This is a genomic window from Paraburkholderia ginsengisoli NBRC 100965, from assembly GCF_000739735.1.
Lineage (GTDB): Bacteria > Pseudomonadota > Gammaproteobacteria > Burkholderiales > Burkholderiaceae > Paraburkholderia > Paraburkholderia ginsengisoli.
On record NZ_BBJF01000004.1, the window covers coordinates 524,505 to 540,333 of the forward strand.

Below are 15,829 nucleotides of genomic sequence, written 5' to 3' on the forward strand. Positions count from 1 at the left end.
TGCGAACCGGTTGCTTCGAGGAGAGAGTGACTTTCCGCATTCCTCTGCGCATGCTTTACACCGCGGCCCCAATCCCCTCCAGCAATTCGTTGCGCAGATCCGCGAGCGGCGCCGCGCGTCGGTCGCGCGGATGCGTTGCGCTCACCGCGACGTCGCGCACCAGCCGTCCGGCGCGCTGGGGACCCGTCGTGCTGAGCAGCAGCACGCGGTCCGACAGATACAGCGCCTCGTCGAGATCGTGCGTGACGATCAACGCGGCGATGCCGTGCGCGCGCGTGAGCGACAGCAGCAGGTCTTGCAGACGCATGCGGGTCATCGCATCGACCGCGCTGAACGGCTCGTCGAGCAGCAGCAGGTCCGGCTGCGGGAACAGCCCGCGCGCGAGCGCGACGCGCTGCGCCATGCCGCCCGACAGCTGTTTGGGCAACGCCGCGCCGGTGCCAGCGAGGCCGACTTCGTCGAGCAGACGCGCGACGCGCGGATCGTCGCCCTGGCGCGGACCGGCTGAAAACGCGACGTTGTTCGCCACGCTCAGCCACGGCAGCAGGCGGGGTTCCTGAAAGATGACGCCGACCCGTAGCGAAGGTCCGCGCTGTGCCGCTCCATCGAGCAGCAGTTCGCCGTCGAAGTCGCGGTCGAGGCCCGCCAGCACGCGCAGCAGCGTGCTCTTGCCACAGCCGCTTGGGCCCACGAGGCTGACGATTTCACCGCGTCCGAGCGCGAACGTCACACGTTCGAGCACCGTGCGCGCGTCGTAGCGCTTGCTGACCGCGCGCACTTCCAGCAGCGGCGACGCATGCGCCGACGGCCTAGGCGAATGCATTGGCGACACGCCGTTTGCGCTCATCGCACACCTCCCGCTGCGGCCACATCGCTTGCCGTATCGCGCCAGCTGAGCACGCGGGCTTCGAGCGCCTTGAGCACGCTGTCGCTGAGTTTGCCGAGCAGCGCCAGCAACAGGATCGCGCCGAACACGAGATCGGGGCGGCCGGTCTCGCGGCCGTCGCTCAGCAGATAGCCGAGCCCGCGCGTGGCCGCGATCAGTTCGGCGGCCACCATGAACATCCACGCGAGGCTCAAGCCCGTGCGCAGGCCCGTGAAGATCTGCGGCAACGACGCCGGCAACAGAATGCGAGTGAATAGCGCGCGCCGGCTCAAGCGGTTGACCTCGCCGAGTTCGATCAGCTTGCGGTCGACGCCGCGAATGCCCGCCACCACGCTCAGTTGCACCGGGAAAAACGCGCCGATCGCGACGAGCGCGATTTTCGGCGCTTCGTCGATGCCCATCCACAGCAGCAGGATCGGCACCCACGCGAGCGACGGAATCGCGCGCAAAGCCTGGAACGCGGGGTCGAAGAGCGCGTCGAGCCGGCGGCTCAGGCCCATCGCGGCGCCGAACAGCAGCGCCAACGCGGCGCCGATGCCGAAGCCCGCCAATACGCGCAGCGTGCTCGCGCCGACATGGCGGCCGAGGCGCTCGCCGCCGAGCTGCCAGAGCGTCTCGAAGATCGAGCTGGGCGCCGGCACCAGATGCGCCGGCAGCACCGACGCGCGCACCAGCGCTTCGATCAGCGCGAGGAATGCAAGCGGCAGGATCAGCCCGGCGATGCGCCAGCGCCGGAGCGGGTCGCGCCGGCGCGTCGAGCGCTCAGCAGGGATGGCGGCTGCGTGGGGAGGATGAAGCGTGAACGATTCGTCGGTGGCCATGAACGTGGGTCAGCGAGGGGTGAGGTGCAGGCGCGGCGGCCTGGCGGGTGTTGGCGGCGAGGCGCGGCCGAGGGACGATCCGCGCAGCCGCCGCAATACGGCGCAAGCAAGGCGTGAAGCGAGCCGCGTCAGTGCTTCGTCGCCGCTGGCGCGCGAATCAGCACGCGACCGCCACGCGCAACCGCTTACTGCCCGTTCGCCGCGAACACGGGTTGCGCCGACTTCACATCGATCAGCGCGTCGATGACCTGATTCAGATCCGTGCCCGGCTTCACCAGTTGCTCCTGCACGAGAATCGGCGCGGCCGCCTTGAGCGCGGCGAGCTGCTGCGCGCCCAGTTGCGGGTGGCTGAAATCATTGCGGCTCAATTGCAGTTTCGCGACCGGCAGCGACAGCTTCGATTCCTCCGCGACGATCTTCGCGGTTTCGTCCGGATGCGCGGCGATCCACACGCGCGCCTTTTCATAGACCTTCAGCACCTGCGCGAGCGTCTCCGGATGCTCGCGGATGAAATCCTCGCGCGCGTTGAGCAGACCCCACGTGTTGAAGTCGACGTTGCGGTACAGCAGCCTCGCGCCATCGTCGATCTGCGCGGCGGCCATATGCGGATCGAGACCCGCCCACGCGTCCACCTGGCTGTTGGCGAGCGCGGTGCGGCCGTCCGGATGCTGCAGATTGACGATCTCGACGTCGTCGCGCGACAGCCCCGCCGTGTGCAACGCGCGCAGCGTGGAGAGGAACGGATCGGTGCCCTTGGTCGCGGCGATCTTCTTGCCCTTCAGGTCCGCGAGCGTCTTGATCGGCGAGTCCTTGCGCACGACGAGCGCCGTCCACTCCGGGCGCGAGAAAACGTACACCGAGCGGATCGGATTGCCGTTCGCCCTGGCGAGCACGGCCGCGAGACCGGCGGTCGAACCGATATCGATCGCGCCGCTATTCAGGTATTCGAGCGCACGATTGCTGCCGAGGCTCAGCACCCATTTGACGTCGGTGTGCTGCGACGCCAGCGCCTGTTCGAGCCAGCCGTTGCGCTTGATCACGAGGCTTTCGGGCGAGTAGTACGCGTAGTCGAGTTTCAGCTCGGCGGGCGGCGCAGCGCTTGCGACCGCCGGCGCAAAGAAAGACGCCAGTGCGGTCGCGGCGGCGATCAGCAACGGTGCGAAAGCGGTCCGCACGCGGTTCGCCTGTCGCGAACGCGGCGCTCGGGAAGATGAAGACGACTGCTTGGCCGTACCCCGCGAGAAAGTCATCGAATGGTCCTGATGGGTAGTCTGTTTGACCGATCAATGTAGTGAATGCCCACGCGAAACTGAACGAATAAAAAGTCACAATCAAAGCAGATTGGGCGCTATGGCGGCGGGGGATGAACCGGATGTTGACGGGAAGGAGAGGGAGACGGGATTGTGGCGTCTGGACCTGGTTCAATGAGCATCCGCAGAATGACAAAACCCCGCAGTTGCCTGCGGGGTTTTGTCGGACTCGGCTTTGAAACTTCGAGTCCGGTGCGCCTACGAAAAAGTCTGTTACTTCACATTGGGAAAGCTGGGCCAGGAGGCAGGGTCGTCGCAAACCGACAGCTTCGGATTCTGCGAGACGATGGTCGCCGCGGGATTCGTGTCGGTCGCGGAGCCCGCGTCGTCGCTGCCTATGACGGTCAGATTGAGCGTATTCGTCGGTGCCGTATATTTGCCGGCGCCGCTGCTCGTGTTCGTCAAGATACCGCCAGTGCCGTGGGCAAGTGACTGACCCAGCAGGCTGACATTTGCGCCGAGGTTCAACGTGGCGTTGGCCGCCTTCGATTGAGTAGAGCCGTCGGTCGAACCAATGTTCAGCACGCCCTTGCTCAGGTTCGAAATGCCCAGCACGACGTCCTTATCCGCGACCACGTTAGCCAGGTTCAGCTGGATGACGCTTTGCGCATTGGCGAAGCTGGTGTCGGCATGCAGGCCGCGGAACGTCAGGCTGCCACCGCCAGCCTTCCCGGCGGCCTTATTGCTCGGGATGTTCATCATGCGGACATTGCTGACGTTGATGTCATGGAAGCTCGGAGGCAGCCAGCCCAGCCCAGTGTACGAAATCGGATCCGCGGCAGGCGCTGTGTAGTACATGTCGAATACCAGGAAACTACTGATTCCGCGCATACACGCGCCGTCATAGTAAATGTTGCTAACGTCGCCGCCGCGCGCCTGGCCGCTCTTGATACGCAGGCCGACAACGCCCATGTCCGTCGCAGCGTTGGTGCCGTCGTAGACGCTGTCGAAATAGTTGTCGTAGAAGTGAATGTTACGGACTCCTGCATTGGTCGGGCTGCCGATCGACAAGCCATGACCGTTGTAGCTGTGATTGTGCGCAACCGTGATGCCGTAGGTGCGGTTCGACGACACGTCGCGATTGCCGTCGATACCCCACAGCATGTCGGCGGCAGGCGAGCCGTTCTGCGCGCCTTTGGCTCCGGCGACGCGCGGATCGGACAAGCCACCCTTGAAGGCGACGTTGTCGTCCGAAGGGCTCAGGTAGTTGTACACAATCGCCACGTTCTTCACATAGCCGTCGAAGTAAATCGGGCTGCCCGAGGTCGTCTTGCTGCCCGTGCCGAGGCTCGCGTGCTCCGGTCCGCTTGCAACGCTCGGGTCGATGCCATCGGTGTTTTTCACGCCGGTCGAACTGGCATCGATCTGCGCGCCCGTATAGAGATGCGAATACACGCCGCTGGTGCCGTCGAAGGCGTCGTTGTTCATGCCGACGTTGGCCTGGTTAGCGGCATCGGGCAGCAACGGCGTGAGGATCTTGACGCCCCACGCGGTCAGGCCGTCCACGCCGTCGGCTTCGACGGTGAAGAAGGTGCTGTTGCGCAGCGTGATCTGGTACAGCGTGAGGTTCTTGGACTGCTGCATCCACACCATGCCGGGATTGCCCTGGAAGCTGTACGGGCCACCGCCGATATCCTTGTTGCCGTGGTACGCGACGTCCCACCAGCTGGCCGGCACCCAACGCGCGCAACCGGCCGTGCCGCTGGCGCATCCTGGGCTATTGACCGTCATGCCGCCCGGCACACTGGTCGCCTGCCGGTTGACCACATAGGTGACGGCGGGCGTCGTGAGCGTCGATTTGCCCATGGCGGTGACTACGTCGCAGGCCGTTCCTTCGGGGGCGAGGGTGCCCGCACGATAGGCGGCGATCGTGTTCGTGCAGCTGAACTTCGGCGTCACGACGCCGCTGATGTTGTTGCCGGAATAGCTGAACTGCTCGGTGGTGCCCGTCGCCCAACGAATGGTCGGATAAAGCGGCGACGAGCTGATGAGCGGCATGTAGCCCCGTCCGTCGATGGAGCCTGTGCCCACGATCGACGCGTTGACGGTGTGGTTGCCGCGTACCAGCGGGTAGCAGTTCTGCATGCCGCTGACGCCCGCCAGCGTGGCTTGACCGGCGTTGGCGGATCCGGTGGGGGCGGGAAGCCCGGCCGGGTTGTTGACTGCGGCGCCACAGGTGATGGGATTGGGCCGGTCTTGCGGCGCCTTGTCGTACACCGCGACATCGCGGCTGGCGAACAGCGTGACGCCATCGTCGATCCAGAGTGTCACGCCCGAGGGCAATACCAGCGGCCCGGACAGGAACGCATTTCCTGCGCCGCCGCTGTTCCTCACCAGCCGTACCGAGAACTTGCTGGCCTTGTAGGCCGGGTTCGACAGGGTTTCGCTGGTTGCACCGGCGATATTGACCAGCGGCTTGTTGGCAGCCTGCTGCGTTGCGGCTGCGCTCTGATCGGCCTGGGCAATCTTGCCGCCGACTTCCGCGTCGACGGCCGCGCCGCAGGCGTCAAGCGCGGCCTGAATTCTCGCCTGGTCGGGGTTGTTTCGCTGCGTCGTCGCGCCACCATAGCTCGCGGGCGTGGGGTCGGCGCTGGCCGGCAGGGAGCCGTCGGCATTCTTGACCAGCGTGTTGCTGGCTTGCAGGACCGAGCAGACCTGGTCGTCGCGCGGTAAGGCGGGCGAGTCGGGCAGGTTGGTGTCTCCGGCGTAACGACCCGGCGTCCAGGCTGGGGCTGGCGATGTGGTCGGGCCCGGGTTTGAGTTCGGGCCTGAGTTCGAGTTTGAGCTTGTGGCACTGATGCCATTCCCATCTCCGCATCCGGCGAGGGACAGGACAGAAAGGCCGAGCACAACCAGCTCTCGGGCTGAGCGCTTCTTCATGGATAGTCTCCTAGGGTGAAATCTGGCTTCTGCTCGCGGCAGGACGCATCTTTCGGTTTCGGCGGTGCGGAGAGTGACAGGCATTCAGAGCGCCTTTTTGAGATAAGACGTCGTACAACATTTAATTAAAATGCTCACTGCTCAGAGACGGCCGGCAATGTGCTTTGACAATTCAAATGTTCATGCCATTGCTGACAATTCACTGGACGGCTCGACGACCATCGTCCGGGATCGGCCGGACGAGTTGCTGGCTTGGTTGATGTAGTTCATCGTACAACGTATGTCGAATAATGAGCCACGCGGATCAAGTTGCTCAACTACGGTAAACCCCAGCTTCCCAGACGGAAATCTCCGGAATGGCAAAGAAGCCCTGATTGAAAAGCCGCGCCGCGCGCAGAGTCCAGCATCACAGCGCCCCAGCGACCCCACGACCGGAATGTGGCACGATCGGCCCAACCGTCGCGCGCAAACGCGGCCCGCTAAGAGAGGAGCGAGGAGCTCATGGACAAAGCCACCGCGTACAAGGAAATCACCGATAACGGCGGCGAACCCTACGCGAGGTTCTTCGCCAGCCAGAACCCCGACCATCCGCTCACGCCGTTCTGCCATCGCTACCTGTTCGAAAAGGATCTCGACGCGCGAATCGCCGCGCACGACGAACAGCGCGGCTTCGCGTTGAAGTCGCTCGCGCAGATGGAATCGTCCGCGCATATCGCGCAGGCGGCGGCGAGCGCGTCGCGCGACGCGGCTTCCGCTGCGCAGACCTCGGCGTCGAGCGCGCGGCGCTCGGCATTCTGGACCATGGTCGCCGCGATCGCGTCAGCACTCGGCGTAGTGGTAAACGCTGCCCTGAATCTGGGCTGGCTCGACTGGGCGAGACACATCGTGCGGTGAGACGCGCAACACGCGAATCACCGCGCATTTTTTTCCGGCTAGCATAAGAAAAAGGCAAGCGTAGGCGACTCGAAACTAACCCGCACAACCGTGCCGCGCGCCGCGTGAACGCAGTATTATTCTTCAGGTTTTCTTCAGCTTTGCTCCGTACTATCTGCGCCACCTGTTCGCGGCTGCGCGAACCACGGTTCCGATAGTGTCTCGATCTAAAACTGAACGCGCCGCTCAGGCTTGCTGGAGTCCCAATGAAAACTCTCTTCTTGCAGGCCCCGTCATTCGACGGCTTCGACGGCGGCGCAGGCTCGCGCTACCAGGCCAAACGCGAGATCAAGTCGTTCTGGTATCCCACCTGGCTCGCACAGCCGGCCGCTCTGATTCCCGATAGCCGCGTATTCGATGCCACCGCGAACGGTGCATCGGTCGACGAAACGCTCGACGTCGCGCAGCAATACGATCTCGTCATCATCCATACCAGCACGCCTTCTTTTCCGACCGACGCGCTGTTCGCGCAGCATCTGAAGGAACGCAAGCCGTCGATCCTGATCGGCATGGTCGGCGCGAAGGTGGCGGTCGATCCGCACAATTCGCTCACCGCGACCGAGGCGATCGACTTCGTCGGCCGTGAAGAATTCGATTTCACCTGCAAGGAAGTCGCCGAAGGTGTGCCGTTCGCGCAGATCAAGGGCTTGAGCTATCGCGCGGCGGACGGTTCGATCGAACATAACGAAGCGCGTCCGATCCTCGAGAACATGGACGAGCTGCCGTTCGTCGCGCCGGTCTACAAGCGCGATCTGAAGATCGAAAACTACTTCAACGGCTATCTGAAGCATCCGTACGTGTCGCTCTACACGGGGCGCGGTTGCCGCTCGCGGTGCACGTTCTGCCTGTGGCCGCATACCGTCGGCGGCCATCGCTACCGGACGCGTTCGGCGGAGCACGTGCTCGAAGAGGTCAAATGGATTCGCGACAACATGCCTGAAGTCAAGGAGATCATGTTCGACGACGACACCTTCACCGACTTCCGGCCGCGCGCCGAAGAAATCGCGCGCGGCATGGGCAAGCTCGGCGTGACGTGGTCGTGCAACGCGAAGGCGAACGTGCCGTATTCGACGCTGAAGATCATGAAGGATAACGGTCTGCGCCTGCTGCTGGTCGGCTACGAATCCGGCGACGACCAGATCCTGCTGAACGTGAAGAAGGGCTTGCGCACGGACATCGCGCGGCGCTTTGCGAAGGACTGCCGCACGCTCGGCATCAAGGTTCACGGCACCTTCATTCTGGGCTTGCCGGGCGAGACGCCTGAGACGATCCGCAAGACCATCGAGTACGCGAAAGAAGTCAATCCGCTGACGATCCAGGTATCGCTCGCCGCGCCGTATCCGGGCACCGTGCTGTACAACCAGGCGGTCGAGAACGGCTGGCTCGCGGAAAACAAGGTCATCAATCTCGTCAGCAAGGAGGGCGTGCAACTGGCGGCGATCGGCTATCCGCATCTGTCGCGCGACGAGATGTATCACCAGCTCGAAAACTTCTACAAGCGCTTCTATTTCCGGCCGTCGAAGATCTGGGAAATCCTGCGCGAGATGTTCACGAGCTGGGACATGATGAAGCGGCGCTTGCGTGAAGGCGTCGAATTCTTCCGTTTCCTGCGTGCCCATCAGGCGTGAACGCCGCGCATCTGCTCGCCGTCACGCTGGCCTACGCGTGCGCGGCGGCAGCGGTGTTCGGCATCGGCTATACGATGCTGGCCGGCGTGCTGATCGGGCGCTTCTTCGCCCGCCCGATCTCCGCGCCGACCAGCTTTCCGCCGGTGACGATCGTCAAACCGCTGCACGGCAACGAGTGGGCGCTGCTCGACAATCTGTCGAGCTTCTGTGAGCAGGATTACCCAGGGCCGATGCAATTTCTGTTCGGCGTACACGACTCGACCGACCCCGCGCTGCAAAGCGTCGAAGCCCTGCGACAGCTGCATCCCAACGCGGACATCACCGTGGTGGCCGACGCGCGGCTATACGGCCCGAACCGCAAGATCAGCAACATCCTCAACATGCTGCCGCATGCGCGCCACGACGTGCTGGTATTCGCGGACAGCGACGTCGGCGTCGCGCCGGATTATCTGCGCAACGTGATCGGCGAGTTGCAGAAGCCGGAGGTCGGGCTCGTCACCTGCGTTTATCGCGGGCAGCCCGATCCGGGCTTCTGGCCGCGGCTGTCGGCGAAGGCGACCAACTACCAGTTCCTGCCCGGCGTCGTGACCGGCCTCGCGCTCGGACTCGCGCGGCCTTGCTTTGGCCAGACCATCGCGATGCGGCGCGACACGCTCGACCGGATCGGCGGTCTGAAGCCGTTCGTGCGCCATCTCGCCGACGATCACGCGATCGGTGAAGCGGTGCGCCTGCTCGGCGAGAAGGTGGTGATTCCGCCGTTCACGATCTCGCATGCGTGCGTCGAAACAAGCGCGCCGCAACTGTTTGCGCACGAGCTGCGCTGGAGCCGCACGATTCGCCGTATCGATCCGCTTGGGCACTTCGGCTCGGCGCTGGCCTATCCGCTCGCGTTCGCGCTGCTCGCCGTCGCGTTCTCGGGCGGTGCGGCGTGGGCGTGGCCGCTCGTGCTGATCGCGATGGGCGCGCGGCTTGCGCAGAAGGTGCTGTCCGATCGCGCGCTCAAGCAACCGCCACGCGACCTCTGGCTGCTGCCGCTGTGGGACGTCGTGTCGTTTGCGATTTTCGTCGCGAGCTTCTGGTCGTCACGCGTGATTTGGCGGGGCTTCAGCTTCAAGGTGGATGGCGACGGCCTGTTGTCGGCGGCGCAGGACGAGTGACGATGAACGGCAAGGCGGGGCGGTCATGAGGGAAGGATTTTTCGAAGCGCGCGGCGCGGGCCATGCGGACATCGAGACCGCGCCTGCCACGCATCCACACCGGGCGGCCGCGTGATGAAGCATCTCGGCCGCGCCGCCGCGCTCCTCGGATTGCTGCTGTCGCTCTGGCTCGTCTGGCGCGACAACCCGTCCGCCGTGTTCGGCGCGTTGCAAGCCGCGGGCGCGGGTCTCGTCGTGGCGGCGCTTGCGCACGTGCTGCCGATGATCGCCAATGCCTGCAGCTGGCGCTCGCTGATTCGCGGCGCGAACCGGCCCGGCGTGGTCGGCATGACGCATCTGGTGTGGGTCCGCGAATCGGTCAACAGCATGTTGCCGGTCGCGCGGATCGGTGGCGAAGTAGTGGCGTTTCGCATGCTCAAACGCTGGGGCGTGCGGCCGTCGACGGCGGTGGGCAGCATCGTCGTCGACATGCAGCTCACCGTGATCAGCCAGTTGATGTTCACGATGGTCGGCATCGGCTTCCTGTTCATGCATGCGCACTCCGGCACGCTGCGGCTCGCTGGCCAACTCGCGTGGGGCGTGGTGGTGCTCGCGCCGATGCTGCTGTTGTTCGCGCTCGTGCAGCATGCGAATCCGTTCGAGCGCATCACACGCGCGCTGAACCGGATGACAAGCGGCAAGCTCGCGGAACTGGTCGGCCAGTCCGCGCAGATCGATCAGTCGATCAAGCTGATCTGGCGGCGCCGCGCGGCCGTGTTGCGCTATCTGTTCTTCTGGCAGACGCTGCAGTGTCTGCTGACCGCGCTCGAAATCTGGCTCGCGCTGTACTTCCTCGGCGTGCGGGTCACGCTCGTCGAAGCACTCGTGATCGAATCGTTGATCCAGGCGATCAGCAGCGCCGCGTTCTTCGTGCCGGGCGGACTCGGCGTGCAGGAGGGCGGCTTCATTCTGATCGGCGGCGCGCTCGGACTCGATCCGTCCACCTGCCTCGCGCTGGCCGCCGCGCGGCGCATCCGCGACCTGCTGCTGTTCGTGCCGGGGCTGATCGCGTGGCAGTTCGCCGAATCGCCGAAGCGCGCGGCGCGGTCCGCGCTCGACGACGCGCGCGCAAAACGCGGCGAGCCGCGCTCCGCGGTGAGCGAGACGAGCCGGCGCTAGAACGGCGCAACGGCATCAATGCACATGTGATTGCGGCTGCGGTTGTATTTGCGCTTGCGATTGCGCATGGGCGGGAAACGACACTTCCACCGCGAGACCTCGCGCGCCGATGCCCGAGCCCAGTTGCAGCCGCGCGCCGAAATGCCCGGCGATGCGCGCGACGATAGACAGCCCCAGCCCACTGCCGGTGGCCTGATTGCCGGTCGCGCGAAAGAAGCGATGGGTCAGACGGGCGAGATCGTCCGCCGCCACGCCGGGCCCGTCGTCGCGCACGCTGAGTTGCACCCGATCGCCGATCCGCGCGACCGCGACTTCGACGTGGCCGCCGCTGCGCCCGTACTTGATCGCGTTATCGAGCAGATTGTCGAGCAGGATGCCGATCAGCACCGGCTCCGCATCGATCTCCGCGCGCATGTCGCCGCTCAGCATCACGCTGATGTCCTTCTGCCGCGCGTTCTGCTCGTTGGCGAGCAGCGTCCTCTTCGCGACCGACGCGAGTCTGAGCGGCGCGGTCGACAACTTCTCGTGCGCATCGAGTCGCGCGAGCAGCAGCAACTGTTCGGCGAGCCGCGCGCTGCGATCCACGCCTTGCACGACCCGCTCCATCGCGAGCCGCTGCAACGCGGGGTCCGTTTCGGCGAGCGCGACTTGCGCCTGCACCTTGATCGCGGCGAGCGGCGTCTTCAGTTCGTGAGCGGCGTCGGCGGTAAAGGCGCGTTCGCGCTCCACCGAGTTCAGCAAACGCGACAGCATCAGATTGATCGCATCGACGAGCGGCCGCACTTCGAGCGGCGCACGGCCGATGTCGACCGGCTCCATCCGGTGAATGTCGCGCGAGCGGATCGCGTCCGACAGTACCTTCAACGGCGCGAGGCTCCAGCCGATGCTGAACCACACCAGCAGCGCCAGCACCGGCAGCGCGATCAGCGTGGGGCGCGCGATCCGGCTCGCGACGCCGCTCACCAGGTCGCTGCGCGTATTGGCCGGTTCGAACACGCGCACGGTGTGGCCGAGCGCCGTGTCGCGTAACGTGAACGAGTGATAGCGCTGGCCGCCCAGCGTGATGTCGTGCGCGCCGCTGATGGACGGTACCGGCAGATCCCACGCGCCGAGCGCGCGCAATGGCGGACTGCCCGCGAGCACGTCGCCGTTCGCGCCGCGCACCTGGAAGAGGGCGTCGCGCGGCAGCGTGTCGTCGTCGTCGAGATCGCTGGCGCCAGGGTCGCCGCCTTTTTCTTCTTCGCGCACGTCGATGCGCGCGTTGGCGAGCGTGGTCAGGTTGCGCTGATCGAGCAGCGCGAGAATCTGCGCGAGTTCCGCGAGACGCGCGTCTTCCCATTCGCCGACTTCGCGCGTCGCCTGACGATAACTCGACACCAGCGCAATGCCCCAGATCAGCACGATGCTCGCGAGCACCAGCAGCACGAGGCGCCGGCGAATCGACGCGCCCATCATTCCTTCTCCACCACGTAGCCGATATTGCGCACGGTCTTGATGAGCCCCGCGCCGAGTTTCTTGCGCAGGTTGGACACGTGTACCTCGATCGCATTGCTTTCGATTTCTTCCTGCCAGCCGTACAGGCTTTCTTCGAGCCGCGAGCGCGATTGCGGAATGCCCTGATGGGTCAACAGCTGCAACAGCACCGCCCATTCACGCGACGTGAGCGGCACGCGCGTCGCGCCCAGTTCGACCGTTTGCGCGGCCGGATTGACCGTCAGGTCCTGATAGCGGATCAGCTCGACGCTGCGGCCTTGCGCGCGGCGCAGCAGGGCGCGGCAACGCGCGATCAGTTCGGTGAGATCGAAGGGCTTGCCGAGGTAATCGTCCGCGCCGGCTTCGAGACCGCCGACCCGGTCGGCCACCGTGCCTTTCGCGGTCAGCACCAGCACCGGCACATCCTTGCCGGCATCGCGCAGGCGCTTGAGCAGGTCCATACCGGAGACGCGCGGCAAGCCTAGATCGAGCACGACCAGCGCATAGGTGGTGGTGTCGAGCGCGAGGCCGGCCTTGTGGCCATCGCGGGCCCAGTCGACGGTGAAGCCGGCTTGACGCAATCCGGCTTCGACACCGCAGCCGATCAGATCGTCGTCTTCGACGAGGAGTACGCGCATGAGAGAGAGTTTCCGTTGAGTGTTTATTGCATAACGTCACGCGCTTTTTGTGCAACGACGCTGCGCGCTTCGAAGTTCGATTATGCGGTTTATCGCGCGGTTTTTTAGCGTAGGGTTGCTTAAGGTTTCCTTCAGCTTGAATCGATACTATCGCCGCTCGACATACGCCCGTCGTGTGGCCATGATGAACTTGCGGGACAGGCGGGTATGTCAGGTCGCCGCATCGATCGATCTCACTGATGAAACGCGCCGTGCACTCCGCCAGGTCACGAGGCCACGTTATGAAGCCAGTCACCGTCGACATGCTGCGCGCCCATCTGCTGGTGGCCTCGCTCACGGCTGCGGGTGCCGAGGCGCTGCTGTGCGTGGCGTTGCTTGTGCTACCGGTGTCCCAGCACTTCTTCGGCTCCATGTCGTTCCGGCTCGTTGCGATCGCGGTGATCGCAGGCGGCGTGATCGTCGCGCGCGAGTTTGCGCAGGCCGCCTTCGCGGTGGCCGTCGAGAGCCACCATGCGACGCCGGTCGACCGGTCGGCGTGGCCGGTTGAATTTGCCGTGACGCCGGATTGTCCGCGGCGCTGGCTCGTCATTCTGCATCTGCGTTTGACCGGTAAGCCGTTCGTGCTGGCCGGGCTCTGACGGCAGGCGTCGCGCTGTCCGGCCGTCACGCTTGATCCCGCTCCATGCACGCCTTGCGCGTCGCCCGATCCATCCGTCAGCATCCCCTCAGTAATCCGTCAGCCGGCCATAAGGAGGCGTTAAGCTGACGGCCTGGACAATGGGCGGGCAAAAACTGGACGGAGAAAAGGCCATGCGCCTGCTACTGGTCGAAGACGACGAAATGATTGCGGAAACCGTGCTGGGTGCGATGCGTCGCGCCGGTTATGCGACCGACTGGGCCGAGGACGGCCGCGCGGCGGAGTTGTCGCTCGGCAATGGCGTGTACGACCTCGTGCTGCTCGATCTCGGCTTGCCGAAAAAAGACGGCATCGACGTGCTCAACGTGTATCGGAGGAACGGCGGCGCCGCGCCGGTCATCATCCTGACCGCGCGCGACGCCGTCGACGAACGGATTCGCGGTCTCGATGCGGGCGCGGACGACTACCTGATCAAGCCGTTCGATCTCGACGAACTGGCCGCCCGCGTGCGCGCGCTGCTGCGCCGGCGCACCGGCCAGAAGCAGCCCATCTATACGCACGCGGAACTCACGCTCGACCCCGCCGCGCACGAAGTCACCAAGGACGGCGCGCCGTTGCCGCTCGTGCCGCGCGAGTTCGCACTGCTGCAGGCGCTGATCGAAGAGCCGAGGCGCGTGTTCACCAAGGCCGAGCTCGAAGAAAAGCTGTACGGCTGGGGCGAGGAGGTAGGCAGCAACACGATCGAGGTCCACGTGCACAGCTTGCGGCGCAAGATCGGCGCGGACCAGGTCGTGACCGTGCGCGGCGTGGGCTACCGTCTGAAGAGGTGCTGATGAGGTCGATTCGCCGCTGGCTGCTGGGCTGGCTCATCTTCGGCATGGCGGCGGCCGCGGCGGTGGCCGCGTTCGGCATCTTTCACACCGCGCGCGAGGAAGCCAGCGAGCTGTTCGACTACGAGCTGCGCACGATCGCCGTGTCGTTGCCGTCGAACCTGAACGGCGCGGGCGACGGTGAACAGCGCGAGCCCGACCTCGGCGGTCTGTCCGACGACCGGGTTGTCATCGAAATCTGGGACCGTGACGGCGAGCTGGTCTATCACTCGTCGCAGGCGCCGGCGTTCGAGCGGCAGCAGGAGGGCTTCAGCCTGGTCCAGCGCGGCGGCAATCAATGGCGCACGTTCGGCGTCCAGCAGAAGGACCGCTATGTGCAGGTGGCGCAGCCGATCTCGGTGCGCGAGGACCTCGCGCTGCATCTGGCGCTGCACACGCTCTGGCCGCTCGCCGTGCTGGTCCCGGTGACGATCGTGCTGGTGCTGCTGGTGGTCGCGCGCGGGCTCGCGCCGATCGGCGGTCTGTCGCGCGCGCTCTCGACCCGCTCGATCGACTCGCTCGAACCGCTGCGGCTGGACGGCAGCGTGCCGGTCGAAATCAAGCCGCTGGTGGAAGCGCTCAACGATCTGCTGCAACGCTTGCACACCGCGTCGCAGGCGCAGCGCACCTTCATCGCCGATGCCGCGCATGAATTGCGCTCGCCGCTCGCCGCGTTGAAGCTGCAGATACAGGCGGCCTCGCGCGATGGCTCGCTGAAAGGCGAGGGGCAGACGCTCGAACGCGTCGAGGGGCGCGTGAACCGCATCATCCACCTCGTGCAGCAGTTGCTGACGCTGGCGCGCGAAGACGCGCATGCGGTGACATCGATGGTGCCGGTCAGCCTGCGCCGCATCGGCGAGCAGGTGGTGGGCGATCTGTCGTTGCTGGCCGAGGCGCAGGAGATCGATCTCGGTCTCGAATGCGAAGGCGCGCGCTCGCCCAACGACGCGTACACGGTGCTGGCCGAGCCGCACGGGATGAGCGTGATGCTGGGCAATCTGATCAATAACGCGATCCGCCATACGCCGCGAGGCGGCCGGGTCGACGTGATTCTCAGGCGCGCGGACGAGCGGGTCGGCTTCGACGTCGTCGATAGCGGCTCGGGCATCCCGGAGGCGGAGCTCGAACGCGTGTTCGACCGCTTCTATCGCGGCGAGCAAGCGCGCGGCGAGGGCAGCGGGCTCGGCCTGGCGATCGTCTCGCGCATCGCCGGGCGGCATCAGCTCGGGCTGTCGCTGCGCAACAACGAGGGGCGGCCCGGCTTGCGTGTCGCGGTGTTCGGATTCACGGCGCACATGGCCGGGGCGCCTGTGGCGGTCAGACTGTGACGCGCGGCTGTGCGGTGTTCGACGTCGCGCCTGCTGTGCGCGTGCTCTCACCTTGTGCCAGCCGTTTTTTCAAACGACGCGCTGAAATCACGGTATGAAGGGCGGATTGAC

General features: G+C 65.3%; 13 protein-coding genes. 7 read left to right on the top strand and 6 right to left on the bottom strand.

Going from position 1 to position 15,829, the window contains the following annotated elements:
• Positions 1 to 55: 55 nt before the first annotated feature.
• From BGI01S_RS06420 to BGI01S_RS06435, 4 genes are all read right to left on the bottom strand, one after another.
• A complete protein-coding gene (locus BGI01S_RS06420; RefSeq protein WP_052400440.1) occupies positions 56 to 823 on the bottom strand; it encodes an ABC transporter ATP-binding protein in 768 nt (255 codons plus the stop codon).
• A 20-nt stretch (positions 824 to 843) separates the two neighbouring features.
• Positions 844 to 1,707, bottom strand: coding sequence for an ABC transporter permease (locus BGI01S_RS06425; RefSeq protein ID WP_042323406.1), 864 nt, complete (start codon positions 1,705 to 1,707; stop codon positions 844 to 846).
• Positions 1,708 to 1,892: 185 nt separating this feature from the next.
• Positions 1,893 to 2,957 (bottom strand): aliphatic sulfonate ABC transporter substrate-binding protein, encoded by a 1,065-nt coding sequence (locus tag BGI01S_RS06430; RefSeq protein ID WP_042323408.1) that lies wholly within the window; start codon positions 2,955 to 2,957, stop codon positions 1,893 to 1,895.
• 273 nt (positions 2,958 to 3,230) lie between these two features.
• Positions 3,231 to 5,897 (bottom strand): glycosyl hydrolase family 28 protein, encoded by a 2,667-nt coding sequence (locus tag BGI01S_RS06435; RefSeq protein ID WP_042323410.1) that lies wholly within the window; start codon positions 5,895 to 5,897, stop codon positions 3,231 to 3,233.
• Between the two features lie 501 nt (positions 5,898 to 6,398).
• Between BGI01S_RS06435 and BGI01S_RS06440 the strand changes: the two genes are divergently transcribed.
• From BGI01S_RS06440 to BGI01S_RS06455, 4 genes are all read left to right on the top strand, one after another.
• Complete coding sequence (locus tag BGI01S_RS06440) at positions 6,399 to 6,791, top strand: hypothetical protein (protein WP_042323412.1); 393 nt, start codon at positions 6,399 to 6,401, stop codon at positions 6,789 to 6,791.
• Between the two features lie 245 nt (positions 6,792 to 7,036).
• Positions 7,037 to 8,458: a hopanoid biosynthesis associated radical SAM protein HpnJ gene (gene hpnJ / locus BGI01S_RS06445; protein WP_042323414.1), complete on the top strand. Its 1,422-nt coding sequence runs from the start codon at positions 7,037 to 7,039 to the stop codon at positions 8,456 to 8,458.
• Positions 8,455 to 9,615: a bacteriohopanetetrol glucosamine biosynthesis glycosyltransferase HpnI gene (hpnI, locus tag BGI01S_RS06450; protein WP_042323415.1), complete on the top strand. Its 1,161-nt coding sequence runs from the start codon at positions 8,455 to 8,457 to the stop codon at positions 9,613 to 9,615. The genes hpnJ and hpnI overlap by 4 nt, the downstream gene beginning before the upstream one ends.
• A 114-nt stretch (positions 9,616 to 9,729) precedes the next feature.
• Positions 9,730 to 10,773: a flippase-like domain-containing protein gene (locus BGI01S_RS06455; protein WP_084585286.1), complete on the top strand. Its 1,044-nt coding sequence runs from the start codon at positions 9,730 to 9,732 to the stop codon at positions 10,771 to 10,773.
• A gap of 15 nt (positions 10,774 to 10,788) precedes the next feature.
• Here the strand turns inward: BGI01S_RS06455 and BGI01S_RS06460 are convergent, their stop codons facing one another.
• Together BGI01S_RS06460 and BGI01S_RS06465 are read right to left on the bottom strand one after the other, a co-directional pair.
• Positions 10,789 to 12,228 carry an ATP-binding protein gene (locus BGI01S_RS06460; RefSeq protein WP_042323419.1) on the bottom strand — a complete coding sequence of 480 codons (1,440 nt, stop codon included), beginning with the start codon at positions 12,226 to 12,228 and terminating at the stop codon, positions 10,789 to 10,791.
• A complete protein-coding gene (locus tag BGI01S_RS06465; RefSeq protein WP_042323420.1) occupies positions 12,225 to 12,884 on the bottom strand; it encodes a response regulator in 660 nt (219 codons plus the stop codon). Before BGI01S_RS06465 ends, BGI01S_RS06460 begins: the two co-directional genes overlap by 4 nt.
• A gap of 281 nt (positions 12,885 to 13,165) precedes the next feature.
• Here BGI01S_RS06465 and BGI01S_RS06470 point away from each other — a divergent pair, with 281 nt between their 5' ends.
• The 3 genes from BGI01S_RS06470 to BGI01S_RS06480 all read left to right on the top strand — a co-directional run bounded on the left by BGI01S_RS06470 (position 13,166) and on the right by BGI01S_RS06480 (position 15,718).
• Positions 13,166 to 13,522 (top strand): hypothetical protein, encoded by a 357-nt coding sequence (locus BGI01S_RS06470; protein WP_042323422.1) that lies wholly within the window; start codon positions 13,166 to 13,168, stop codon positions 13,520 to 13,522.
• 172 nt (positions 13,523 to 13,694) lie between these two features.
• On the top strand, positions 13,695 to 14,354 hold the full coding sequence (locus BGI01S_RS06475) for a response regulator (RefSeq protein ID WP_042324460.1): 660 nt from the start codon (positions 13,695 to 13,697) through the stop codon (positions 14,352 to 14,354).
• Positions 14,354 to 15,718, top strand: a complete 1,365-nt coding sequence (locus BGI01S_RS06480) for an ATP-binding protein (protein WP_042323423.1) — start codon at positions 14,354 to 14,356, stop codon at positions 15,716 to 15,718. The genes BGI01S_RS06475 and BGI01S_RS06480 overlap by 1 nt, the downstream gene beginning before the upstream one ends.
• Positions 15,719 to 15,829: the final 111 nt, after the last annotated feature.

Coding starts and splice junctions, on each gene's coding strand:
- BGI01S_RS06425 (WP_042323406.1), bottom strand. CDS start 1,707: ATGGCCACCGACGAATCGTTCACGCTTCATCCTCCCCACGCAGCCGCC.
- hpnJ (WP_042323414.1), top strand. CDS start 7,037: ATGAAAACTCTCTTCTTGCAGGCCCCGTCATTCGACGGCTTCGACGGC.
- BGI01S_RS06420 (WP_052400440.1), bottom strand. CDS start 823: ATGCATTCGCCTAGGCCGTCGGCGCATGCGTCGCCGCTGCTGGAAGTG.
- BGI01S_RS06480 (WP_042323423.1), top strand. CDS start 14,354: ATGAGGTCGATTCGCCGCTGGCTGCTGGGCTGGCTCATCTTCGGCATG.
- BGI01S_RS06455 (WP_084585286.1), top strand. CDS start 9,730: ATGAAGCATCTCGGCCGCGCCGCCGCGCTCCTCGGATTGCTGCTGTCG.
- BGI01S_RS06460 (WP_042323419.1), bottom strand. CDS start 12,228: ATGATGGGCGCGTCGATTCGCCGGCGCCTCGTGCTGCTGGTGCTCGCG.
- BGI01S_RS06435 (WP_042323410.1), bottom strand. CDS start 5,897: ATGAAGAAGCGCTCAGCCCGAGAGCTGGTTGTGCTCGGCCTTTCTGTC.
- BGI01S_RS06440 (WP_042323412.1), top strand. CDS start 6,399: ATGGACAAAGCCACCGCGTACAAGGAAATCACCGATAACGGCGGCGAA.
- BGI01S_RS06470 (WP_042323422.1), top strand. CDS start 13,166: ATGAAGCCAGTCACCGTCGACATGCTGCGCGCCCATCTGCTGGTGGCC.
- BGI01S_RS06465 (WP_042323420.1), bottom strand. CDS start 12,884: ATGCGCGTACTCCTCGTCGAAGACGACGATCTGATCGGCTGCGGTGTC.
- BGI01S_RS06430 (WP_042323408.1), bottom strand. CDS start 2,957: ATGACTTTCTCGCGGGGTACGGCCAAGCAGTCGTCTTCATCTTCCCGA.
- BGI01S_RS06475 (WP_042324460.1), top strand. CDS start 13,695: ATGCGCCTGCTACTGGTCGAAGACGACGAAATGATTGCGGAAACCGTG.